At 61.1% G+C, this 17,361-nt stretch carries 11 protein-coding genes; 1 reads left to right on the top strand and 10 read right to left on the bottom strand.

What is annotated here, in order from left to right; all coding sequences use genetic code 11:
• Positions 1-91 precede the first annotated feature (91 nt).
• From galK to AC1ATL_RS08440, 3 genes are read right to left on the bottom strand one after another with little or no spacing between them, the layout of a single operon-like run.
• Positions 92-1,342 (bottom strand): galactokinase, encoded by a 1,251-nt coding sequence (gene galK, locus AC1ATL_RS08450; RefSeq protein WP_432623718.1) that lies wholly within the window; start codon positions 1,340-1,342, stop codon positions 92-94.
• 26 nt (positions 1,343-1,368) lie between these two features.
• On the bottom strand, positions 1,369-2,619 hold the full coding sequence (gene galT / locus AC1ATL_RS08445) for a galactose-1-phosphate uridylyltransferase (protein WP_432623720.1): 1,251 nt from the start codon (positions 2,617-2,619) through the stop codon (positions 1,369-1,371).
• 6 nt (positions 2,620-2,625) lie between these two features.
• Positions 2,626-3,429, bottom strand: a complete 804-nt coding sequence (locus AC1ATL_RS08440; RefSeq protein ID WP_217063566.1) for a DeoR/GlpR family DNA-binding transcription regulator — start codon at positions 3,427-3,429, stop codon at positions 2,626-2,628.
• Positions 3,430-3,623: 194 nt separating this feature from the next.
• Between AC1ATL_RS08440 and AC1ATL_RS08435 the strand changes: the two genes are divergently transcribed.
• On the top strand, positions 3,624-4,772 hold the full coding sequence (locus AC1ATL_RS08435; RefSeq protein ID WP_476569890.1) for a quinone-dependent dihydroorotate dehydrogenase: 1,149 nt from the start codon (positions 3,624-3,626) through the stop codon (positions 4,770-4,772).
• A gap of 146 nt (positions 4,773-4,918) precedes the next feature.
• Here the strand turns inward: AC1ATL_RS08435 and AC1ATL_RS08430 are convergent, their stop codons facing one another.
• The 7 genes from AC1ATL_RS08430 to AC1ATL_RS08400 form a co-directional block, all read right to left on the bottom strand.
• Positions 4,919-6,043: an NADH:flavin oxidoreductase/NADH oxidase gene (locus AC1ATL_RS08430; RefSeq protein ID WP_476569889.1), complete on the bottom strand. Its 1,125-nt coding sequence runs from the start codon at positions 6,041-6,043 to the stop codon at positions 4,919-4,921.
• Positions 6,044-6,263: 220 nt separating this feature from the next.
• Positions 6,264-8,600 (bottom strand): transglycosylase domain-containing protein, encoded by a 2,337-nt coding sequence (locus AC1ATL_RS08425; protein WP_476569888.1) that lies wholly within the window; start codon positions 8,598-8,600, stop codon positions 6,264-6,266.
• A gap of 115 nt (positions 8,601-8,715) precedes the next feature.
• Positions 8,716-9,456: a Crp/Fnr family transcriptional regulator gene (locus tag AC1ATL_RS08420; RefSeq protein ID WP_432623728.1), complete on the bottom strand. Its 741-nt coding sequence runs from the start codon at positions 9,454-9,456 to the stop codon at positions 8,716-8,718.
• A gap of 98 nt (positions 9,457-9,554) precedes the next feature.
• Positions 9,555-10,724 (bottom strand): lipoate--protein ligase family protein, encoded by a 1,170-nt coding sequence (locus AC1ATL_RS08415; protein ID WP_432623730.1) that lies wholly within the window; start codon positions 10,722-10,724, stop codon positions 9,555-9,557.
• Positions 10,724-11,590 carry a TM2 domain-containing protein gene (locus AC1ATL_RS08410; protein ID WP_476569887.1) on the bottom strand — a complete coding sequence of 289 codons (867 nt, stop codon included), beginning with the start codon at positions 11,588-11,590 and terminating at the stop codon, positions 10,724-10,726. The genes AC1ATL_RS08415 and AC1ATL_RS08410 overlap by 1 nt, the downstream gene beginning before the upstream one ends.
• Before the next feature lie 209 nt (positions 11,591-11,799).
• Positions 11,800-12,840: a 3-isopropylmalate dehydrogenase gene (locus AC1ATL_RS08405; RefSeq protein ID WP_432623734.1), complete on the bottom strand. Its 1,041-nt coding sequence runs from the start codon at positions 12,838-12,840 to the stop codon at positions 11,800-11,802.
• A 170-nt stretch (positions 12,841-13,010) separates the two neighbouring features.
• Positions 13,011-17,360, bottom strand: a complete 4,350-nt coding sequence (locus tag AC1ATL_RS08400; protein WP_476569886.1) for an InlB B-repeat-containing protein — start codon at positions 17,358-17,360, stop codon at positions 13,011-13,013.
• Position 17,361: the final 1 nt, after the last annotated feature.

Below are 17,361 nucleotides of genomic sequence, written 5' to 3'. Positions count from 1 at the left end.
CCAAAAGCAGGTTGAAAACGAAAACGCGTGTTGGCGCACATCTTTTTTACGGACGTGCGCCAACACGCGTTTTCGTTATCGGGTTTTGTGATCAGGCCTCGCGGCTTGCCGCGGCCGCGGCGTATGCCGGCAGGGCGCGGGGCGCGTTGAAGCCTTCCTTTTCGAAACGGTCGGCGATCTTCTGCGCGATTTCATGACCCTGGCCCTTGTCGACCAGCGCGATGATGGAGCCGCCGAAGCCGCCGCCGGTCATGCGGGCGCCATACGCGCCATTGGCACGGGCGACCTCCACTGCGATGTCGAGTTCCGGCACGGTCACTTCGTAGTCGTCGCGCAGCGAATCGTGCGACGCGTTGAACAGCTTGCCTGCCGTGGCGATGTCGCCGGCGGCGAAGGCGTCTACGAATTCGTCCACACGGGCGATTTCCGTCACCACGTGGCGCACACGCTTCTTCATGGTCTCGTCGTCCAGCTTGGCGAGCACATCGGCGAGTGCCGCCTGCGGATCGTCCGCGGCTTTGATCGCTTCCGCGGTGACGCGCAGATTGGCGACTCCCAGCAGGGCCGCGGCGGCTTCGCAGGTGGAGCGGCGCTGCGCGTACTGGCCGTCGTTGAGCTGGTGCGGGGCTTGGGTGTCGAGTACGAGCAGTTCGAGGCCATACTTGTCGAGGTCGAATTCCTTCGGTTCGACGCTTTCCACCGCGGACAGGCCCGGCTTGCAGTCGAGTCGGATGGCGTGTCCGAGCGAGCAACGCATGGAGGCGTTCTGGTCGAGTCCGCCGGTGGAGGCGCCGGCCATGTCGTTTTCGGATTTGATGGCGGCGTTGATCAGCGTCACGCGTCCGGCGTCGGTCGAACCGTAGCCGAGACCGTACACGTCGTCTAATGCCAAGGCGGTGGAGCAGGTCATGGCTGCGGAGGAGCTTAGGCCCGAGCCGAGCGGCACACAGGAGGAGAAGGCCGCGTCGAAGCCCTGCACGGCGTCGAAGCCGGCTTCGCGCAGCGCCCAGGCCACGCCCACGGGGTAGGCGGCCCAACCTTTCACTTCCCCGGCTTCAAGTCCGTCGAGGTCAGCTTCGGCCACTTCCTCGGGATCCACGTCGGAGACCACGTTCACGTGGGTGTCGTTACGCGGCTTGAGTGCGATGAAGGTACGGTGAGGCAGCGCGATCGGCAGGCACAGGCCTGCGTTGTAGTCGGTGTGTTCGCCGATCAGGTTGACGCGTCCCGGGGCCGCCCAGATGCCGGCCGGATTCTCGCCGTAGGTGGCGCGGAACAGGTTGGTCGCGACTCTCACGCCCTCGTCATGCGAGAGCGGTTCGATGAATTCAACATCAGTCATTGGTGTTTCCTTTGCCGTTGTGCGTTTCAGCCTTCGATGTCAATCGGGCCGAGTTCGTGGAAGCGCTTGGCGATGAGCTCCGGAGTGGTGTCGGACACCCATGCGGCCATGCCGGATTCGGAGCCGGCCAGATACTTGATTTTGTTGGCGGCGCGGCGGAACGAGAAGAACTGCAGGTTGAGACGGTAGTTCTCGCGGCGCTTGTCGTGGATCGGGGCCTGGTGCCAGGCGGCGATGTACGGCAGGTCCATGCCCTTGCCGTCGCCCTTGTCGAAGAATGCATTGCCGCGCTTGAGCAGTGTGGAGTACATGACGGCCAGGTCCCAGCGTTCCTGGTCGTTGAGCTCGTCAAGGGTGAGCACGTCGCGTACCGGGGCCACATGCACCTCGAGCGGCCAACGGGCGGCTGCCGGCACATAGGCGACCCAGCTGTGGTTGCGCATGACGATGCGCTCCTCGGCTTCGATTTCGGCGTTCATGAGGTCCTTGAGCAGGTTGCCGCCGGTCTTCTCATGGTAGGCTTCGGTGTGCCGCAGCTCGGCCTCCATCTTCGGCGCGATGAACGGATAGCAGTAGACCTGACCGTGCGGATGGGCCAGGGAGACGCCGATCTCCTGACCGTGGTTCTCGAACGGGAAGATCTGTTCGACGCCTTCCATCTTGGAGATTTCGGCGGTGCGGAAGGCCCACGCCTCCACGACCGTGCGCAGGCGGGAGACCGGCAGGTCGGCCGGCAGACCGTTCTCGTCGGGATCGAAGCAGATCACTTCGCAACGTCCGGCCGCCATCTTCTTCTCCCACAGCGGGTTGCCGTCGACGTATTCCACGGCTTCGGAACGACCCGGCACGCGCACCATCGACGGGAAACGGTTTTCGAACACGACCACGTTGTAGTCGGTGTCCGGCACTTCGCCGTCCTGGTACGGGTCGCCCGGCTTGCGCGCGGCCAGCGGATTGCCCTTGGCCGTGGCGCCCGGGCCTGCGGTGATCGGGCGGTTCATGCGCGCGGTCGCCATCGGAATCCAATCGCCGGTCAGCGGATCGCGGCGCATTTCCGGAGCCGCGTACGGCACTTCCTCGCCCGCGGCGTTGAGCTGGTTGGAGAAGCGGTACGGCAGCTGGCGCGGATCCTTCAGTTCGCGAGTCTTGGCGCCGGAAACGTATTCCGGATCGTCATCAAGGTAGAAGAAGTCGCGTCCGTCCGCGAGCGTGGTCGGCGTGATGCGGATATGCTTCTTCGCATATTCCCCCGGAGTATAGTTGACGAAATCTGCCATATGTGATCATTCACCTTCCTGAACCGGCTCGGTCTGGTGCGCCAGCACGAGCTCTTTGACCAAATCCCTTGTTTTCGCCACCGAATCGGGATCCAACCCGTCATCGGTGATGACCGTATCCACCTGGTCGAAGCGAGCGAACAACGACAATGACGTGCAGCTCCACTTGGTGTGGTCGGTCAAGATTATCGTGCGGTCGGCGATGTCCATCATCGCCATATCCGTTGCGGCCTCCAGCGAATTCGGCATGAGGAAGCCGCGTGGAATGGACACAGAGTGCGTGCCCAGGAAGACGGTGTTGACGCGCAGCGACGCCACCACTTTGTCGGCGATCGGTCCAACGAGCGAGTTGGAGCGCGTGGTGACGCCGCCGGTGACGATGACTTCCACATCCTTCGATTCGAGTGCTTGCACCAGCTCCGCGACCGGAATGGAGTTGGTGAGGATGGTGATGCCCGACGATTGCTGCGATTCAAGCAGATGCTGCGCGAACACGTACGCCGTGGTGCCGCCGCCGATGGCGATCACGTCGCCGGGAGCCACGTATTTGACGGCTTCCTGCGCGATGGCATCCTTCAGACCGATGTCCATCTGCGATTTTACGGAGAACAACGGTTCGCTCAGCAGCGTGCTGGTGCTGACGGCGCCGCCGTGCACGCGCTTCAGCAGTCCCTTGTCGGCCAAGTCGGCGATATCGCGGCGGATGGTCATGGCGGAGACGCCCAGCTCTTTGGACAGCGCGGTGATGCGCACCGCGCCGCGGGTGCGCAGACGGCTCAGAATCAAATGCTGACGTTGTGACGATATCATGTGAACATTATCGCACATGTTCACTCAAAAATAAAACCGAGTTGAGCGTTTCGCCTGTTTTTCACGCAAACCCACGTCGCAATCGCCTGAAATTCAGCACAAACCACACAAAAGCGAACATGCCATGCCACCCAATCAAAGCAGCCCCAAGTCCGTCGTGCGAAACCGACGAAAACGTGCGAGAATAAGGAACCATGACATACGTTTCCGAAAACTTTTGGCACGACGCCGCGAACAAAGCCACCACCGACCTCTTCACCTTCGGCTACAAGCACATCGTCAAGCCGCATTTTGTCTTCAACCACACGCCCGACGTGGCGCACAGCCAGATGATCGAATTCTGCAAGGTCACACGCAACATTCCGCCGCTGATGTGGCTGTGCCGCGAGATGCTCGACTACACCGACCCGGTGCTGGAGACCAACGTGATGGGCGTCGACTTTGCCAATCCGTTCGGCCTGTCCGCCGGCCTCGACAAGGATTGCGAGATGCCGGTGCTGCTCGACAACGTCGGCTTCGGCTTCGAAACGGTCGGTTCCACCACCTCCCGTCCGTGCCCCGGCAATCCCCGTCCGTGGTTCCATCGTCTGCCTGAATACGATTCGATGATGGTGCACGTCGGCTTGGCCAACGAAGGTTCCGCGGTGGTGATTCCGCGTGCCGAGAACGCGTGGACGAAGGCCAAGAGCATGCAGGTTTCGGTGTCCATCGCCCGCACGAACGACGGCAAGACCGGAGATTTGGATGAGGGCATCGAGGATTACTGCATTTCGATGCGCCGCGCGGCCGGCCGCACCGCCATGGTCGAAGTGAACATCTCCTGCCCGAACACGATGGCGGGCGAACCGTTCAACGAAAACCCCGAGGCACTCGACAAGCTGTTCACCGAGCTCGACAAGATTGACCGTCCGCAGCCAACGCTCGTCAAGATGCCGTTGAACAAGACGTGGCCTGAATTCAAGGATTTGCTGGACGTACTGGCCGAGCACAATGTGCAGGGTCTGTCGATAGCGAACCTGCAGAAGGACCGCACCGGCATGAACATTCCGCGCGACTGGGAGGGCGGTCTGTCCGGTTCGCCTTGCTACGCGGCCAGCAACGAGCGTATCAGGCAGGTCTACCGCGAGTATGGCGACCGGTTCGCGATCGCCGGCATCGGCGGCGTCTTTACCCCTCAGCAGGCGTATGAGAAGATTCGCAGCGGCTCGTCGTTGGTGATGTTCATCAGCGCCCTCATGTACCGCGGTCCGCAGCAGATCACCGTATTGAAGCGCGGGCTCGCCGAACTGCTCCGGAAGGACGGTTTCGAGCATGTCAGCGAGGCAGTCGGCGTCGACGCGTAGGCCTCGCAGGGTTTGTAATCGCGATTATCAAAGCGATCAAGCGGGCGCCAAGCCGACAAAAGAGGAGTCGGCAAGGCGCCCACAAATGTTTACCCGCAAACATTACCCGCAAACATTGCCCGCAAACAGGGAAGGCCGCGATGCGATCAGCGGAAGGCGCCGCGCAGATATGGCGGCTGGTATGGGACCTTGTCGACCGGCACATCCAGCTTATACGCGGCGCGTAGCGGCCAGTACGGGTCGCGCAATGCCGCCCGACCGATCTCCACGGCATCCGCCGCACCCGATTTCAGAATCTTCTTGGCCTGCTTCGGCTTGGTGATAAGGCCCACCGCGGTGGTCGGAATACCGGCGCGCGACCGCACCTGTTCGGCGAACGGCACCTGGTAGCCGGGCTTCACCGGAATGGTCACGTCGGGGATCATTCCGCCGGTGGACACATCGATCAGATCCACGCCATGTGCCTTCAGGATCTTGGCCAGGTCGACGGTCTGGTCGAGATCCCAACCGCCTGCGGCCCAATCGGTGGCGGAGACGCGGACCAGAAGCGGCATGGTCTCCGGAATGACGGAACGGATCGCATCCACGACTTCGACCAGCATGCGGACACGGTTTTCGAACGAGCCGCCATACTCGTCATCACGCTCGTTGATGAGCGGATCAAGGAACTGGGACAGCAGATAGCCGTGAGCGGCGTGGATCTCCACCGCGTCGAAGCCGATGTCCGAGGCGCGCCAGGCGGCATCGCGGAACTGTCCGACGATGGCATGGATCTCGTCGACGCTCAGCGCGCGCGGACGGGCCAGCGTCCCATATGCGTCGGCGCTTGGGCCGACCGTCTCCCATCCTCCGTTCTCCTTCGGCACGCTCCGTCCTTCAAAACCGATCGGATGGCAGCCCGTGGAGCCTTTGCGTCCCGCATGGTTGAGCTGCACCGCCACCGCCGCTCCCGTGGCCTTCACATCGGAAACGATCCAGCGCCATGCTTCCATCTGCGCGTCGTCCCACAATCCCAGATCGCACGGCGAGATGCGGCCTTCCGGCGAGACGGCCGTCGCTTCCATGATGATCATGCCGAAGCCGCCCATCGCGCGCGACACATAATGCTGGTAGTGGAACGGCGTCGGCTTGCCGTCCTGCGCCAGCGCGGAATACGTGTCCATCGGCGGCAGCCAGATACGGTTGCGCATGGTCACGCCGCGCAACGTCATCGGGTCGAACGGCCTGATGGTCCCGTCCTTCTTGCCGTCGTTTTTCTCACCCTTGCCCATCGTCATCTCTTTCTTTGGAAAATCCCAAAACCATCGATATCGCGCCGCGTTTCCAGCAAATGGCACCAGTGGAATCGGATGGAGCCAATGGAGCGGCGCCACCTGCATTGTAAGCAGAACGCCCGCCTGTTGGGACGGGCGTTCATGGACTGTTCACTTTTCCTGTGATGCGCGCATCGCGGACACCACGGACATTACGGAACCGCGATGCGGCATGGCGTCACTGCTGACCCTGCGTAGTCTGCTGCGATTGCTGGTTCTGAGCCGATTGCTGCGACTGCTGGGACTGCTGGTTTTGCTGCGACTGCTGAATCGACTGGTTCTGCTGTTGGATGATGGTCGACTGCTGTTGCGTCGGCGTGGTCTTCTTGCCTCCTCCGATCGGCGTGACGCTACTGGAGGTCGCGGAATACTTGGACGCCGCCTGGCCGTAATCGTTGTCAATAGGCAGTTGCTTACGTTCGGCGTACGCGTTCATGAAGTCACGCCAAGCCGGAGCCGCGATGGTCGAACCATCCCAATAGCTGTGATACTGGCCGTTGATGGCGATGTTCGCGATCGGGTTCTGCACGGGATTCTGCACGTCGCCGACCAGCACGAACGTGGCGATCTGGTTCGGGATGAAGCCGCCCGTCGTCACGTACTGGTCCTCATGGGTACCGGTTTTGGCGAAGGTCTTGCGATTGTTCGCGAGCTTCGCCACCTGGCCGGCGCCATCCGCACGGACCACGCCCTGGTTCATGGCCCAGGCAAGGGTCTGGATGATTTCCGGATCGACCGCCTGATGGCAATTCGCCGACGGCACCTTCAGATCGTCGCCGTCCACCGTGGTGACCTTCTTCAACGCGATCGGATTGCACTGCACGCCGTTCGAGGCGTACACGGCGAAGATGCTTGCCATGGTCAGCGGGGAGACGTTCACGTTGCCCACCAGCATTGCCGGAACGAAGGACGACGTCTTGTCGAGCGTCTCGCCGGTGTAGGCGTCGTGGTAACCGAGTTCGGTCGCCGTGTCGGCGATCTTGCATAGGCCGATGACGGAGGCCATCGACGCCTGCGTGGTGTTATGGGATCGCGCCAAAGCGAGTGCCGGGGTCTCGGGGTTCACGGTGTTGTTGGTGATGGCGTTGGTCAGCGACCATACGTCCGTGCCGCCCTTGTACCGGTCGCACGCGAACAGGGATGTAGGGTATCTGGTCGTGGTCTGAAGATTTTCGTTGACGGAATGTCCCGCTTCCATCCATGCGACCAGGTTCACCGGCTTCCACGAGGAGCCGATGGAGAAGCCTCGGCCACCGCCGTCCACGTAGTCGACGGCGTAGTTCATGGCGTCCTTCGTCTGGTCGGTCAGGCCGGCGTCGGTCGCATCGTACGTACGGTTCAAGCCGAATCCCAGCACTTCGCCGGTGCCTGGTTTGACCGATGCCATGACGATCTCCATTCCGGAGGGGTCCTCCGGAGGAATCGTCTTCCGGGCCGTCTCGTTGAGCAGCGTGTTGGCGTCGAGGTCGAGCGTGGTGACGATTTTGAGGCCGCCCTCCTTGAGGAGCCGTTCACGGTCCTCCTGGGTCTTGCCGAATTCCTTGGAATTCAGGATCTTGTGCACGACGTAGTCGCAGAAGTATCCGGCATCGTATTCGGCGGCCATGCAGCCGGTCGAGTTGGACTGCAGGTTCAGGGTGTCCTTCAGCGGCGTATTGACGGCTTCCGTGTACTGCTTGTTCGAGATGTAGCCTTGGTCGCGCATCAGCTGGAGCACGATGTTCCGTTGCTTTTCCGATTCCTTCTGGTTCGCTTCGACGGACGGGTCGTAGGAATTCGGGTTCTTGGTGATGGCTGCGATGGTCGCGGCCTGCACCACGTTCAGTTTGTCGGCCGTGGTGCCGAAGTAGCGCTTGGCAGCTGCCTGCACGCCGTACAGGCTGTTGCCGCCGAACTGCGCGATGTTGAGATAGCCCTGCAGGATCTCGGCTTTGGAGTATTTCTTCTCCAGCTGCACCGAAATCAGCATTTCACGCATTTTGCGGGCGATGGTGTCTTCGGACGCATGGTATTGGGAGATCGGGTCGTTGTCTTGGGAAGCCTGCATGATCAGGGCGTTCTTGACATACTGCTGCGTCAGCGACGAACCGCCCTGCTGGTCGCCGCCTCTGACGTAGGTCTGGACGAACGCACGGAACACGCCCTGCACGTCCACGCCTCCGTGTTCGAAGAATCGCTTGTCCTCGCGGGCCACGACGGCCTGCTGCATGACTTTGGAGACTTTCTTCAACGGCACGACCTCGCGGTTCTGGTCCCAGAATTCCGTGATCTTCGTCTTTCCGTCGGAGGCATACATGGTGGATTTCTGCGGAAGGCTGGTCACATCGAAGTCGATGCCTTCTACCGCGAGCGATGGAACGACGGCTTTGACCACGTTATTGGCACCGAACACGGCGGGAAGGAAGAAAATACTCGTCACGATGCCGCCGCCCACGCATAGCATGATGTATGCGACTACCAGGGCGAGCACGCGTTGAACGGTCAGGGTCTTCTTCTTTTTGGGCATGACGCCCATTCTAAAGTGGCGGGTCTACTAAACGCACACGCGCCAACAGACGTCACGGGTTTCTCACAAAACCGCCGTTTTCGCAGAAAAAACTGGGAATCAACCGAAAATTATCTGTGCGAAATTATCTGCGCGATCGACGAATCAGCATGCCCGGCTGGTAGATGATGATAGACCGGCCTTCCCTGGCTATCCACCCGCGGTTGGCGAAATCCATCAACGCCTTGTTCACCGTTTCACGCGAGGAGCCGACGAGCTGCGCCATCTCCTCCTGCGTCAAATCGTGCGGAACCTTCAAACCCGCTTCGACCGGCTCGCCGAACCGCGATGCCAGGTTGAGCAGCGTTTTGGCGAGCCGTCCGGGAACGTCCATGAACACCAGATCGCAGATGCGCTCGTTGTTGCTGCGCATGCGGTGGGCCAGCACCTGCAGCATGTCCACGGCCACACGCGGATGCTCGTCGAGCCAGGCGAACAAAGCGTCGCGTTCCAGCCAGACGACGCGCGTGCCGTTGGTCATCGCCACCGCCGAAGCCGTGCGCGGCCCGCCATGCGGGTCGAACACCGGAATCTCGCCCAAAACCTCGCCGTACGCGTGGATGCTCAGCAGCTGCACGCGCCGGTCGGAGGCCTGCCGGATCAGCTTGACGCGCCCCTCCTCCAGCAAATACATGCGATGGTCGGTATCCCCTTCACGGAAGATGAAATCGCCCTTGGAATATTCGGCGTGACGCAGGTGCGGCAGCAGCTCCTCCGCCTCTTCGGGCGAAACCTGCTTGAACAACGCGGTGTGCAACAGCGTCTCACGTTCATCGTCGAAACCGTCGAAGCCATTGATTCCGTTGACTCCATTCGGGGTGACCATCGATGTGCCTCCGTTCCGACGCGCTTTCGTTGACCCATCGTCGGCGTCCATCCAATGTCTGCCAAGACGGACGCCTTCGACCATTCGGGCTTATCGGGCTATATTGTAACTCGCCTGGCGGCGTCGACCAGCCACTCAACCACCTCGTCGCGGCTCATGCCGGTCTGCGAGCGCATGGGATCGACACGTTTCACGGCGGATTTCACCGCCTTGTCGGACATTTTCTCGCGTGACACGTTCAGTACGCGTGTCATTTTCTCCGCGTCGATGTCGTAGGCGAGCGTGACGTGGTGCAGTATGGCGCCCGGACCGCCGTTCATGGGTGCGAAGCGGCGTTGCGCGGCTCCGCCGAGTTTGCCGTGTTGGGTGGCGATGTCGTTGATTCCGGCGAAGCGGACGTCGAGGCCGAGTCCGCGCAGGGCTTCGACGAGCCAGTGGTCGCAAAGTCTGTAGGATTCCTCGATGCTCATGCCGTGGGCGAAATCGAGCGGCGCATATAGCGAGTATGTGATGGTGTTGCCCGGTTCGATGAACATCGCTCCCCCGCCGGTGCATCGGCGTACGATTTGGAATCCTTCCTCGCGCGCGGTCCGCACGTTGACTTCGTCCTCAAGCGATTGGAATCTGCCGATGACCACGGCCGGAGCGGCCCATTCCCAGATGCGCAGGGTAGGTTCGCGGGTTCCTTCGGCCACTTCCCGAGCCCAGGTGACGTCGATGTCCATCTGCTCCTGCGGACTTCGCGGAATGTCGTGCACAATCCGCGGTCGCAGCGCACGCCATCGTTGCGCGTATTCGCCTTGGTTGCCATCCGCTTCGGGCCGCACGTTTTGTTGGCGTGCTTCCGATGCCTTGCTACCGGCGCGCTTCTTTCCGTACGTGCCGTTGGTCGATGCTGTGGTCGCGAAAGGACCATCATCGCCATCCGTCATGTCGTTGATCGCTCTGCGGAATGCGATGGCGATGCCTTGCGCGTCCATGCCGACGATGCGCACGTCGGTATGGTCCAGCATCGTTTTTTCGATGGCGATGGATGCTGCTTCTTCTGCCGCCGTTGGTTCGTCGGCATGTTCGACGGCGCATCGTTCCAACGTGGTTTCCATGGAACGTAGCATCCGTTGTGTCTCGTTTTCGTCGCCGTCGAGGAAGAAATCGCCATCGATATGGCATTCGACGGCGCTCGTGCCGTCCGTTCGCAACGTATGGGGAAACCGGACGGTGACTCCTATGAGTTTGCCGCCCGGCTGTTTGTAGAGTCCTCGGGCCATCAATCCTGCAGCTCTACGCCTTTGCCGTCACGATGCCATTGGGAACCCGTATGGGAGGCGAGGATCATGATGCCTTCCACCAGGCCCCAGATGCCGGAGATGGCCGGGCCGATGACAATGACCCAGCCGATGAGGGTCAGCAGCAGCTGCGCGACGGCTTTGCCGGTGTTGCCCAGGTAGAAGTTGTGCACGCCGAAGCCGCCGAGGAAGATGCCGAGCAGTCCCGCGGCCAGTTTCGACTTCTGTGAGTATCCCATGGGGACGGGCTGGCCGTAGGCGGGCTGTTGCGTGTAAGCGGACTGGTTGTAGGACGCATAACCTTGCTGGCCGTAATTCGGCTGGCCATAGGCGGGTTGGCCGTAGGATGGCTGACCGTAGGACTGCTGGCCGTATGCGCCGTTGGGATCGTAGGGCAAATCCGGAGCGGCCGGCTGCTGGGACGGCTGCGCGTACTGGCTGTAGGACGATGCGTTGGAATCGTAGGATGAAGCCGATTGGTCGGAATTCGGCTGGCCATAGGACGGCTGATTATAGGACGGCTGCTGGCCGTATGCCGATTGCCCATAATCCGGTTGGGCATATTGGTTGTAGCCGGATTGCGCATACGAGCCCGCGTTGGAATCGTAGGACGGAGCCGACGATGCGGGCTGGCCGTAAGGCGGTTGGTTGTAATTCGGTTGCGGCTGCTGGCCGGAATCGACGGGCTGGCCGTAAGGCGAGACGCCCGGCTGCGTTTCCGGACCGCGCATCTGCGCATCGCTTTGCGCGGAACCGTACGTTTGGCCAAAATCGGCCTGGGTCGCATCACTCGACGTTGGATTGTTGATTTGACCGTTGCCGTTGAAATCGGCGTTGTTATCACTCATGCCTCAACAGTATCCTAAGGTTTGCCCGTTTTTTATGCGGTTTCACCGTAAGGTGCCCCTGAAAAATCCCTGAATATGCGAAGACGCCCGCCGATTCGGGAAACCCCTTTTCGGCGGACGTCTCACAAGACGGGACGGGAACCGGAATCATCCGATTCTTTGGATGTCCAAACCGTCACATGCTGTCACATGTCGTCGCATGCCATTTCTCACATGCGCGCCAGGATGTCGCGGCCGACCTCGTCGGTGGAACGCGTGGTGGAGCCGAGCTCTTCGATGTCGGCTTCCACGGCGGTATGAATCTTCTTGGCGGCATCGTCGAAGCCGAGATGCTCGAGCAGCATGGCGGCGGACAGGATGGCTGCGGTCGGGTTGGCCTTGTTCTGTCCGGCGATGTCCGGGGCGGAACCGTGGATCGGTTCGAACATGGACGGGTATTCGTTGGACGCGTTGATGCAACCGGAGGCGGAGTATCCGACGCCACCGACCACGGCACCGGCTTCGTCGGTGATGATGTCGCCGAACAGGTTGTCGGTCAGGATCACGTCGAAGCGGGACGGGTTGGACACCAGGAAGATGGTGGTCGCGTCGATGTGCAGGTAGTCGTGGGTGACCTCCGGGTATTCCGCGGCCACCTTGTCGACGACGCGCTGCCACATGTCGCCGGCGTTGACGAGCACGTTCTTCTTGTGCACGAGGGTCACGTGCTTCCTGCGCTTCATGGCCAGCTGGAAGGCGTAGCGCACCACGCGCTCCACACCGTAGGCGGTGTTGATGGACACTTCGGTGGCCACCTCGTTCGGGGTGCCACGGCGGACGGCTCCGCCGGCGCCGCAGTACAGGCCTTCGGTGCCTTCACGCACGACGACGAAGTCGATGTCGCCTGGGTTGGCGAGCGGCGAGGTGACGCCCTTGTACAGCTTGGACGGACGCAGGTTCACGTACTGGTCCAGGTCGAAGCGGAGCTTGAGCAGCAGGCCGCGTTCCAGAATGCCGGCCTTGATGCGCGGGTCGCCAACGGCGCCCAGCAGGATGGCGTCGGTCTTCTTGATGCGCTCCTCTTCCTCTTCCGGAAGGATCGCGCCGTCACGCAGGTAACGCTCGGCACCCAGGTCGAAATGCTCGTACTCGAATTCGGCGACGCCTTCTGCCGCCTTCTCCAGAGCCTTCTGGGCCCACGGAGTCACTTCCTTGCCAATGCCATCGCCCGGAATGACGGCGATGGTGTACTTCTTTGCAGAATCACTCATAGCACGCGACTCTAGTCAGTGATTCATCTATCGGACCAAAACAGCTCAGCAAATGGACAGCCCATTTTGCCCACACACTTCGGCCCCATTCTCGCAACGTCATCAATGCGCATGTGGGCGCCGCGAATCAAACGTCCGCGACGCCCACATGCGCATGAATCATGTCAGGCTCAATCAATCCAAGGAGTGGATTCCTTGGTGATCGATCCGAAGTCGGTATTCGGGAACTTGCCCGGCTGCCGGACCACAGCTTCGAACATGGCCAGTCCGTTGAGCCCGGCGTCGGTATCAGCGTACACACCGGTCGTCGTTGCAGACCCCGTGCCGGAACCAGCCGTTACAGACGGCGGCTTGGCCACAGTTCCCGCCTTCGTCCACAGCGCGTACACAGTGCCGTCACGGTCAATCGGCATCAGCGATCTGCCGTCCTCGTCGAACGAGAGGACGCTGGTGGCGAACGCATCGTTGCGGACGGTGCTCCAGCCTTGGAATTCATAGCCGTCAAGCACCGGAACGTTCATCTGATCCTTTGTCGGGGAAATCAACGGATCGCCGTCGTAGACCTTCTGGGCCGCATACAGTTTACCGGCATCTTTTCCATCTGGCGCGGCACCGCCGTTGAGGTCGAATGTGATGGTCCACTGGTGTGCGGTGCGTGCCCACTGGGCATACAGGGTCACATCCGCAGTCACCTGCGTGCTGAAATCGTATGCGGTGCCGCCGGTCGGTTCGACGCTCCATCCGGTGAGCTTGTACTCGTCGCGGGTGGGCGCGGGATCCGGCGCCACGGCCTGGCCTCCATTATCCACGGTCTGCGACGGAACGTCCGTTCCGCCTTGGGAATCGAAGGTCACGGTCCAGGTCTTCACCCACTTGGCGTACAGGGTCAGATCGCCGGTCACCGCGGAGTCGGGCGCATAGTCGTTCTGGCGTGCCGTGTCGGTGGTCCAGCCGGCCAGACGATAGCCGTCGCGGGTAGGTGCGGGGTCCGGAATCGTAAGCCGTTCACCGTTTTTGACGAACAGCGTCATGCTTTGCAACGCAGTCGGCGGATAACCCGCACCGTCGCTAAGGTTCAGCGTCACGGTACGGTAGGTTTCGCCGACATCCGACCACTTGGCGTACAGGGTCAGGTCGCCGGTCACCGGCGTGCCGAACCCGTATGGCTTGGTGCCGGCCTCGTCGGTGGTCCAACCGACAAACTCCTTACCGTCAAGAGTCGGATCGCTTGGTTTCGCCACCGTCTGTTCATACTGCACGCTTGCCGAGGCAACGGATGTTCCGCCGTTCGTATTGAAGGTCACGGTGTATGTGTTCGGCGTCCACTGCGCGTACAGCGTCACGTCCTTGGTCACCGGCGTGCTGAAATCGTAAGCAGTGCCATCGGACTTGCTCGCGCTCCACCCTGTGAACGTGTATCCTTCGCGGGTCGGCGCAGCCGGTATCGAGGCTGCTTCGCCATCGCCAACGAGCTGCGTTTCGACCGCGCTGCCGCCGGTCGTGTCGAACGTGACTTTGTGAGCTTCGGCCCACTGCGCGTACAGCGTCACTGGAGCGTTGACCGGAGTGCCGAACATGTACGGCTTGGTGCCGGCCGCGTCGGTGGTCCAGCGCACGAACTTGTAGCCGTCTTTCGTCGGCGCGGCCGGTTCGCTCGCCGTACCGCCCACTTTCACGGTCTGCGCGCCCACCGACGAACCGCCTTGCGTGTTAAAGGTCACGCCGGTTGCAGCCACCGGATGCGCGTATATGGTCGGATCGCCACTCAGAATCCAGAATTCCGCGGTACCCTCATCCGGATTTCCGGCCGGCACGTTGATCACGGATTCGGGAATCTGACGGTCGTTGTCGTCGCAGTCCTTGCCCGTCCATGACGAACCGCCGTTACGGATGATGAACCAAGGATCGCGTACGCCCTTGCCGGTCTGTGACAGCTTGTATTCCGCCACTTCGCCGAAGTCGTCGTGCCCGTTGAACGGCGTGGCCACGCCGCTGGTACTTTCCTTGTACCAGCTCCACAGATCCCAGCCCTTCCAGGTGTCGGACTCCATATCGTAGTCCTGGTATCTGCCATCGGCACGGTAATAGTGCAGTTTGATGGTCAGCGTTTTCGGGTTCTTGATGTCGTTCGGCTGCGGCGTGGCGGCCGGTGACGCCTTCTCTGGAGACCTGTCGGAAGCGGTTTGCGGCTGGTTGCCGTCCACCCATGCCTCAATGGCGCCGTCAACGTACGCGTTGGCGAATTTGTCGAGTTTCCACGTGCTCGCCGAGTAACTGTCCTCGGTTCCCACGGATGCGGCCGTGGCCGTTTCGCCATCGACGATGCGGAATCTCACCTGGCTTTGAGCACCATCCACATAGCCTTGCGCGATCTTGCCGAAACCGTTGCCAGTCGCGCCGAACGGAAGATACGTGGACTTCGTCTGATCATCCGTCCACACCTGCACACCGGTGGCGTGTTCGCCGACGGAATCGGTCGGCTTGAAGTTGACGGTCACCTTGGTCTGACCGGCATGCTGACTGGCGTATGTGCGCGCGTATGGCACGCCACGGTTCACGGTGCCGTCGCATACGTTGACCATGGTGTCGCCGACCTGCGACTGATACCACCCGTTACCGTCCGGACGGTCCGTGTCCGCACCTTCGGCGAAGTAGAACTTCGCCGCCGCGAGATTCGCACCTTCCGGCAGATTGGCGCTGTACCAGCCATGCGCATCGGTGGAATCCGCGGCATCCACGGCCTTCATCGATATGCGCTGTTCCGTGCCGTCGGCCTTCTGATAGTGCAGTTCCGGCACGGCGACATCATCCCGCTTCGGCTTGTAATACACGGTCAGCGTCTTGTCGCCGATCAGCGTGCTGTTCGGCGAATCACTGTATTGCGGCTCATACTGTCCCTTGCCGGAATCGCTTTCCGCCGCGGCGCCTTGATACAGTGCGATTGCGCTGCGCTTGCCGATGGTGGTTTTGATATGTCCGTCGGACACTGTCACCGTCTTCGAACAGTCGCGTGACGCATACACATCGCAATACTTTCCATCGGGCAGTTTCGTCGTGTAATCCACGTCATGATCCTGCAAGGTGTTGTTGATGGCCATGAAACCTTTCGCCGTCGAGGAACCGTCGGCGGCCCTGTCGAATGCGATGTTGTTGTCGCCACGTTCCTGCCAATTCGTCACTTTCGTGCCGTTGACGGCGTTGTGGAAGCGAATCATGCCTCGGATCGACGTCCAACGCTGCTGGCAGTTCCAGTCACCGTAGGTCATCTGCGTCGGATCCTTCGATGTGGCGCATGCCTCGTTCATGTCCACGTACGGCACTTTGGTGTCGGACGTGTCCTTCACTCCATCGTCGTATTGCGTGGATTTGTCGAAGTAGTAGTCGGATAGAATCTTCGGATGTCCGTAGTCGTAACCGAGCATGAACGCGTTCGCAAGCTCATAGCGGGCGCCGGATGTGGGGCTCAGCGTTTCAGAGCCGCGGGCGCTGTCCCAGTTCGCCACGAACACTGTGGCGTCGTCGGAGCGTTTCAGCAAATCGGAGGTGATGTATTTCAAGTCGGTGATGGAGCCGTTGAAGTCCTTGAGCAGCGAATACGCGTAGGAGAATTGGGTCACTTCGCCATTCTTCTCGTACCGTTCGGGAGCGAATTTGCTTGATTCACCCTGATGGTAGATCACTTCCTGCGACCACGGGAACGACTGGCCATTGATGTCGGCCTTGTCCATGAATTTGCGTTTGATGGCTGCGATGTCGTCCGGATCCATATGCTTGGCGGAGTCGATGCGGAAGCCACGCACGCCATCCTGCCACAACCGGTTCAGATAATCGGCCTGTATGTTCTGCACGCGTCCGTTGCCCGTATTGATGTCCCACATGGTGGACAGTCTGCAGTTCCATACCTCGTCGGCGTTGGTGTAGTCGGAGATATTGTCGGAGACGTTGGACTTGCAGGTGTGGAAGTCCCCGCTTGGCAGACCGTACTGGTGGTTGTTGCCGCTTTCCTGGTACTGGTAGAGGCCTTGCGTGCCGCCTTCCGCATACGGGTCCATGCTTGGATAGCGCCCGTAGGATCCGTTGTATGCGGTGCCGTCCACGCCATATTGGTCATCCACCCAGGACACGTCATGACCGGTGGTGTGGTTGAGCACCACGTCGGCTATCACGTCCACACCGGCCGCGTTGCACTGTTTGATCATGTTTTTCAGCTCATCCTCGGTACCGAAGCGCGAGTTGAGCTTGTAGCTGACCGGCTGGTAGACGGTCCACCATTGTGTGCCCTGCACGGATTCCTGTGGCGGGGAAATCTGCACGTATTTCACGCCTTCCGGCCCGTATGTGTTCGTGCATTCCTCGGCCACGGTCTTCCAATTCTGCTGGAATGCGATCACTGTCACGTCGGTCGCCGCCGGTTGTGTGGCGTACGCGACGGCTTGCGAGCCAAGCCCCGCGCAGGAAAGCGCCAGTCCGATCGCAGCGGCCGTGATGCGGCGTGCAGTATGGTGCACATGCTGGTTCATC

The organism is Bifidobacterium sp. LH_743 (genome assembly GCF_056355775.1).
This window is presented reverse-complemented; position numbering and strand designations above follow the sequence as displayed.

Coding starts and splice junctions, on each gene's coding strand:
- galK (WP_432623718.1), bottom strand. CDS start 1,342: ATGACTGATGTTGAATTCATCGAACCGCTCTCGCATGACGAGGGCGTG.
- galT (WP_432623720.1), bottom strand. CDS start 2,619: ATGGCAGATTTCGTCAACTATACTCCGGGGGAATATGCGAAGAAGCAT.
- AC1ATL_RS08440 (WP_217063566.1), bottom strand. CDS start 3,429: ATGATATCGTCACAACGTCAGCATTTGATTCTGAGCCGTCTGCGCACC.
- AC1ATL_RS08435 (WP_476569890.1), top strand. CDS start 3,624: ATGACATACGTTTCCGAAAACTTTTGGCACGACGCCGCGAACAAAGCC.
- AC1ATL_RS08430 (WP_476569889.1), bottom strand. CDS start 6,043: ATGGGCAAGGGTGAGAAAAACGACGGCAAGAAGGACGGGACCATCAGG.
- AC1ATL_RS08425 (WP_476569888.1), bottom strand. CDS start 8,600: ATGGGCGTCATGCCCAAAAAGAAGAAGACCCTGACCGTTCAACGCGTG.
- AC1ATL_RS08420 (WP_432623728.1), bottom strand. CDS start 9,456: ATGGTCACCCCGAATGGAGTCAACGGAATCAATGGCTTCGACGGTTTC.
- AC1ATL_RS08415 (WP_432623730.1), bottom strand. CDS start 10,724: ATGGCCCGAGGACTCTACAAACAGCCGGGCGGCAAACTCATAGGAGTC.
- AC1ATL_RS08410 (WP_476569887.1), bottom strand. CDS start 11,590: ATGAGTGATAACAACGCCGATTTCAACGGCAACGGTCAAATCAACAAT.
- AC1ATL_RS08405 (WP_432623734.1), bottom strand. CDS start 12,840: ATGAGTGATTCTGCAAAGAAGTACACCATCGCCGTCATTCCGGGCGAT.
- AC1ATL_RS08400 (WP_476569886.1), bottom strand. CDS start 17,360: ATGAACCAGCATGTGCACCATACTGCACGCCGCATCACGGCCGCTGCG.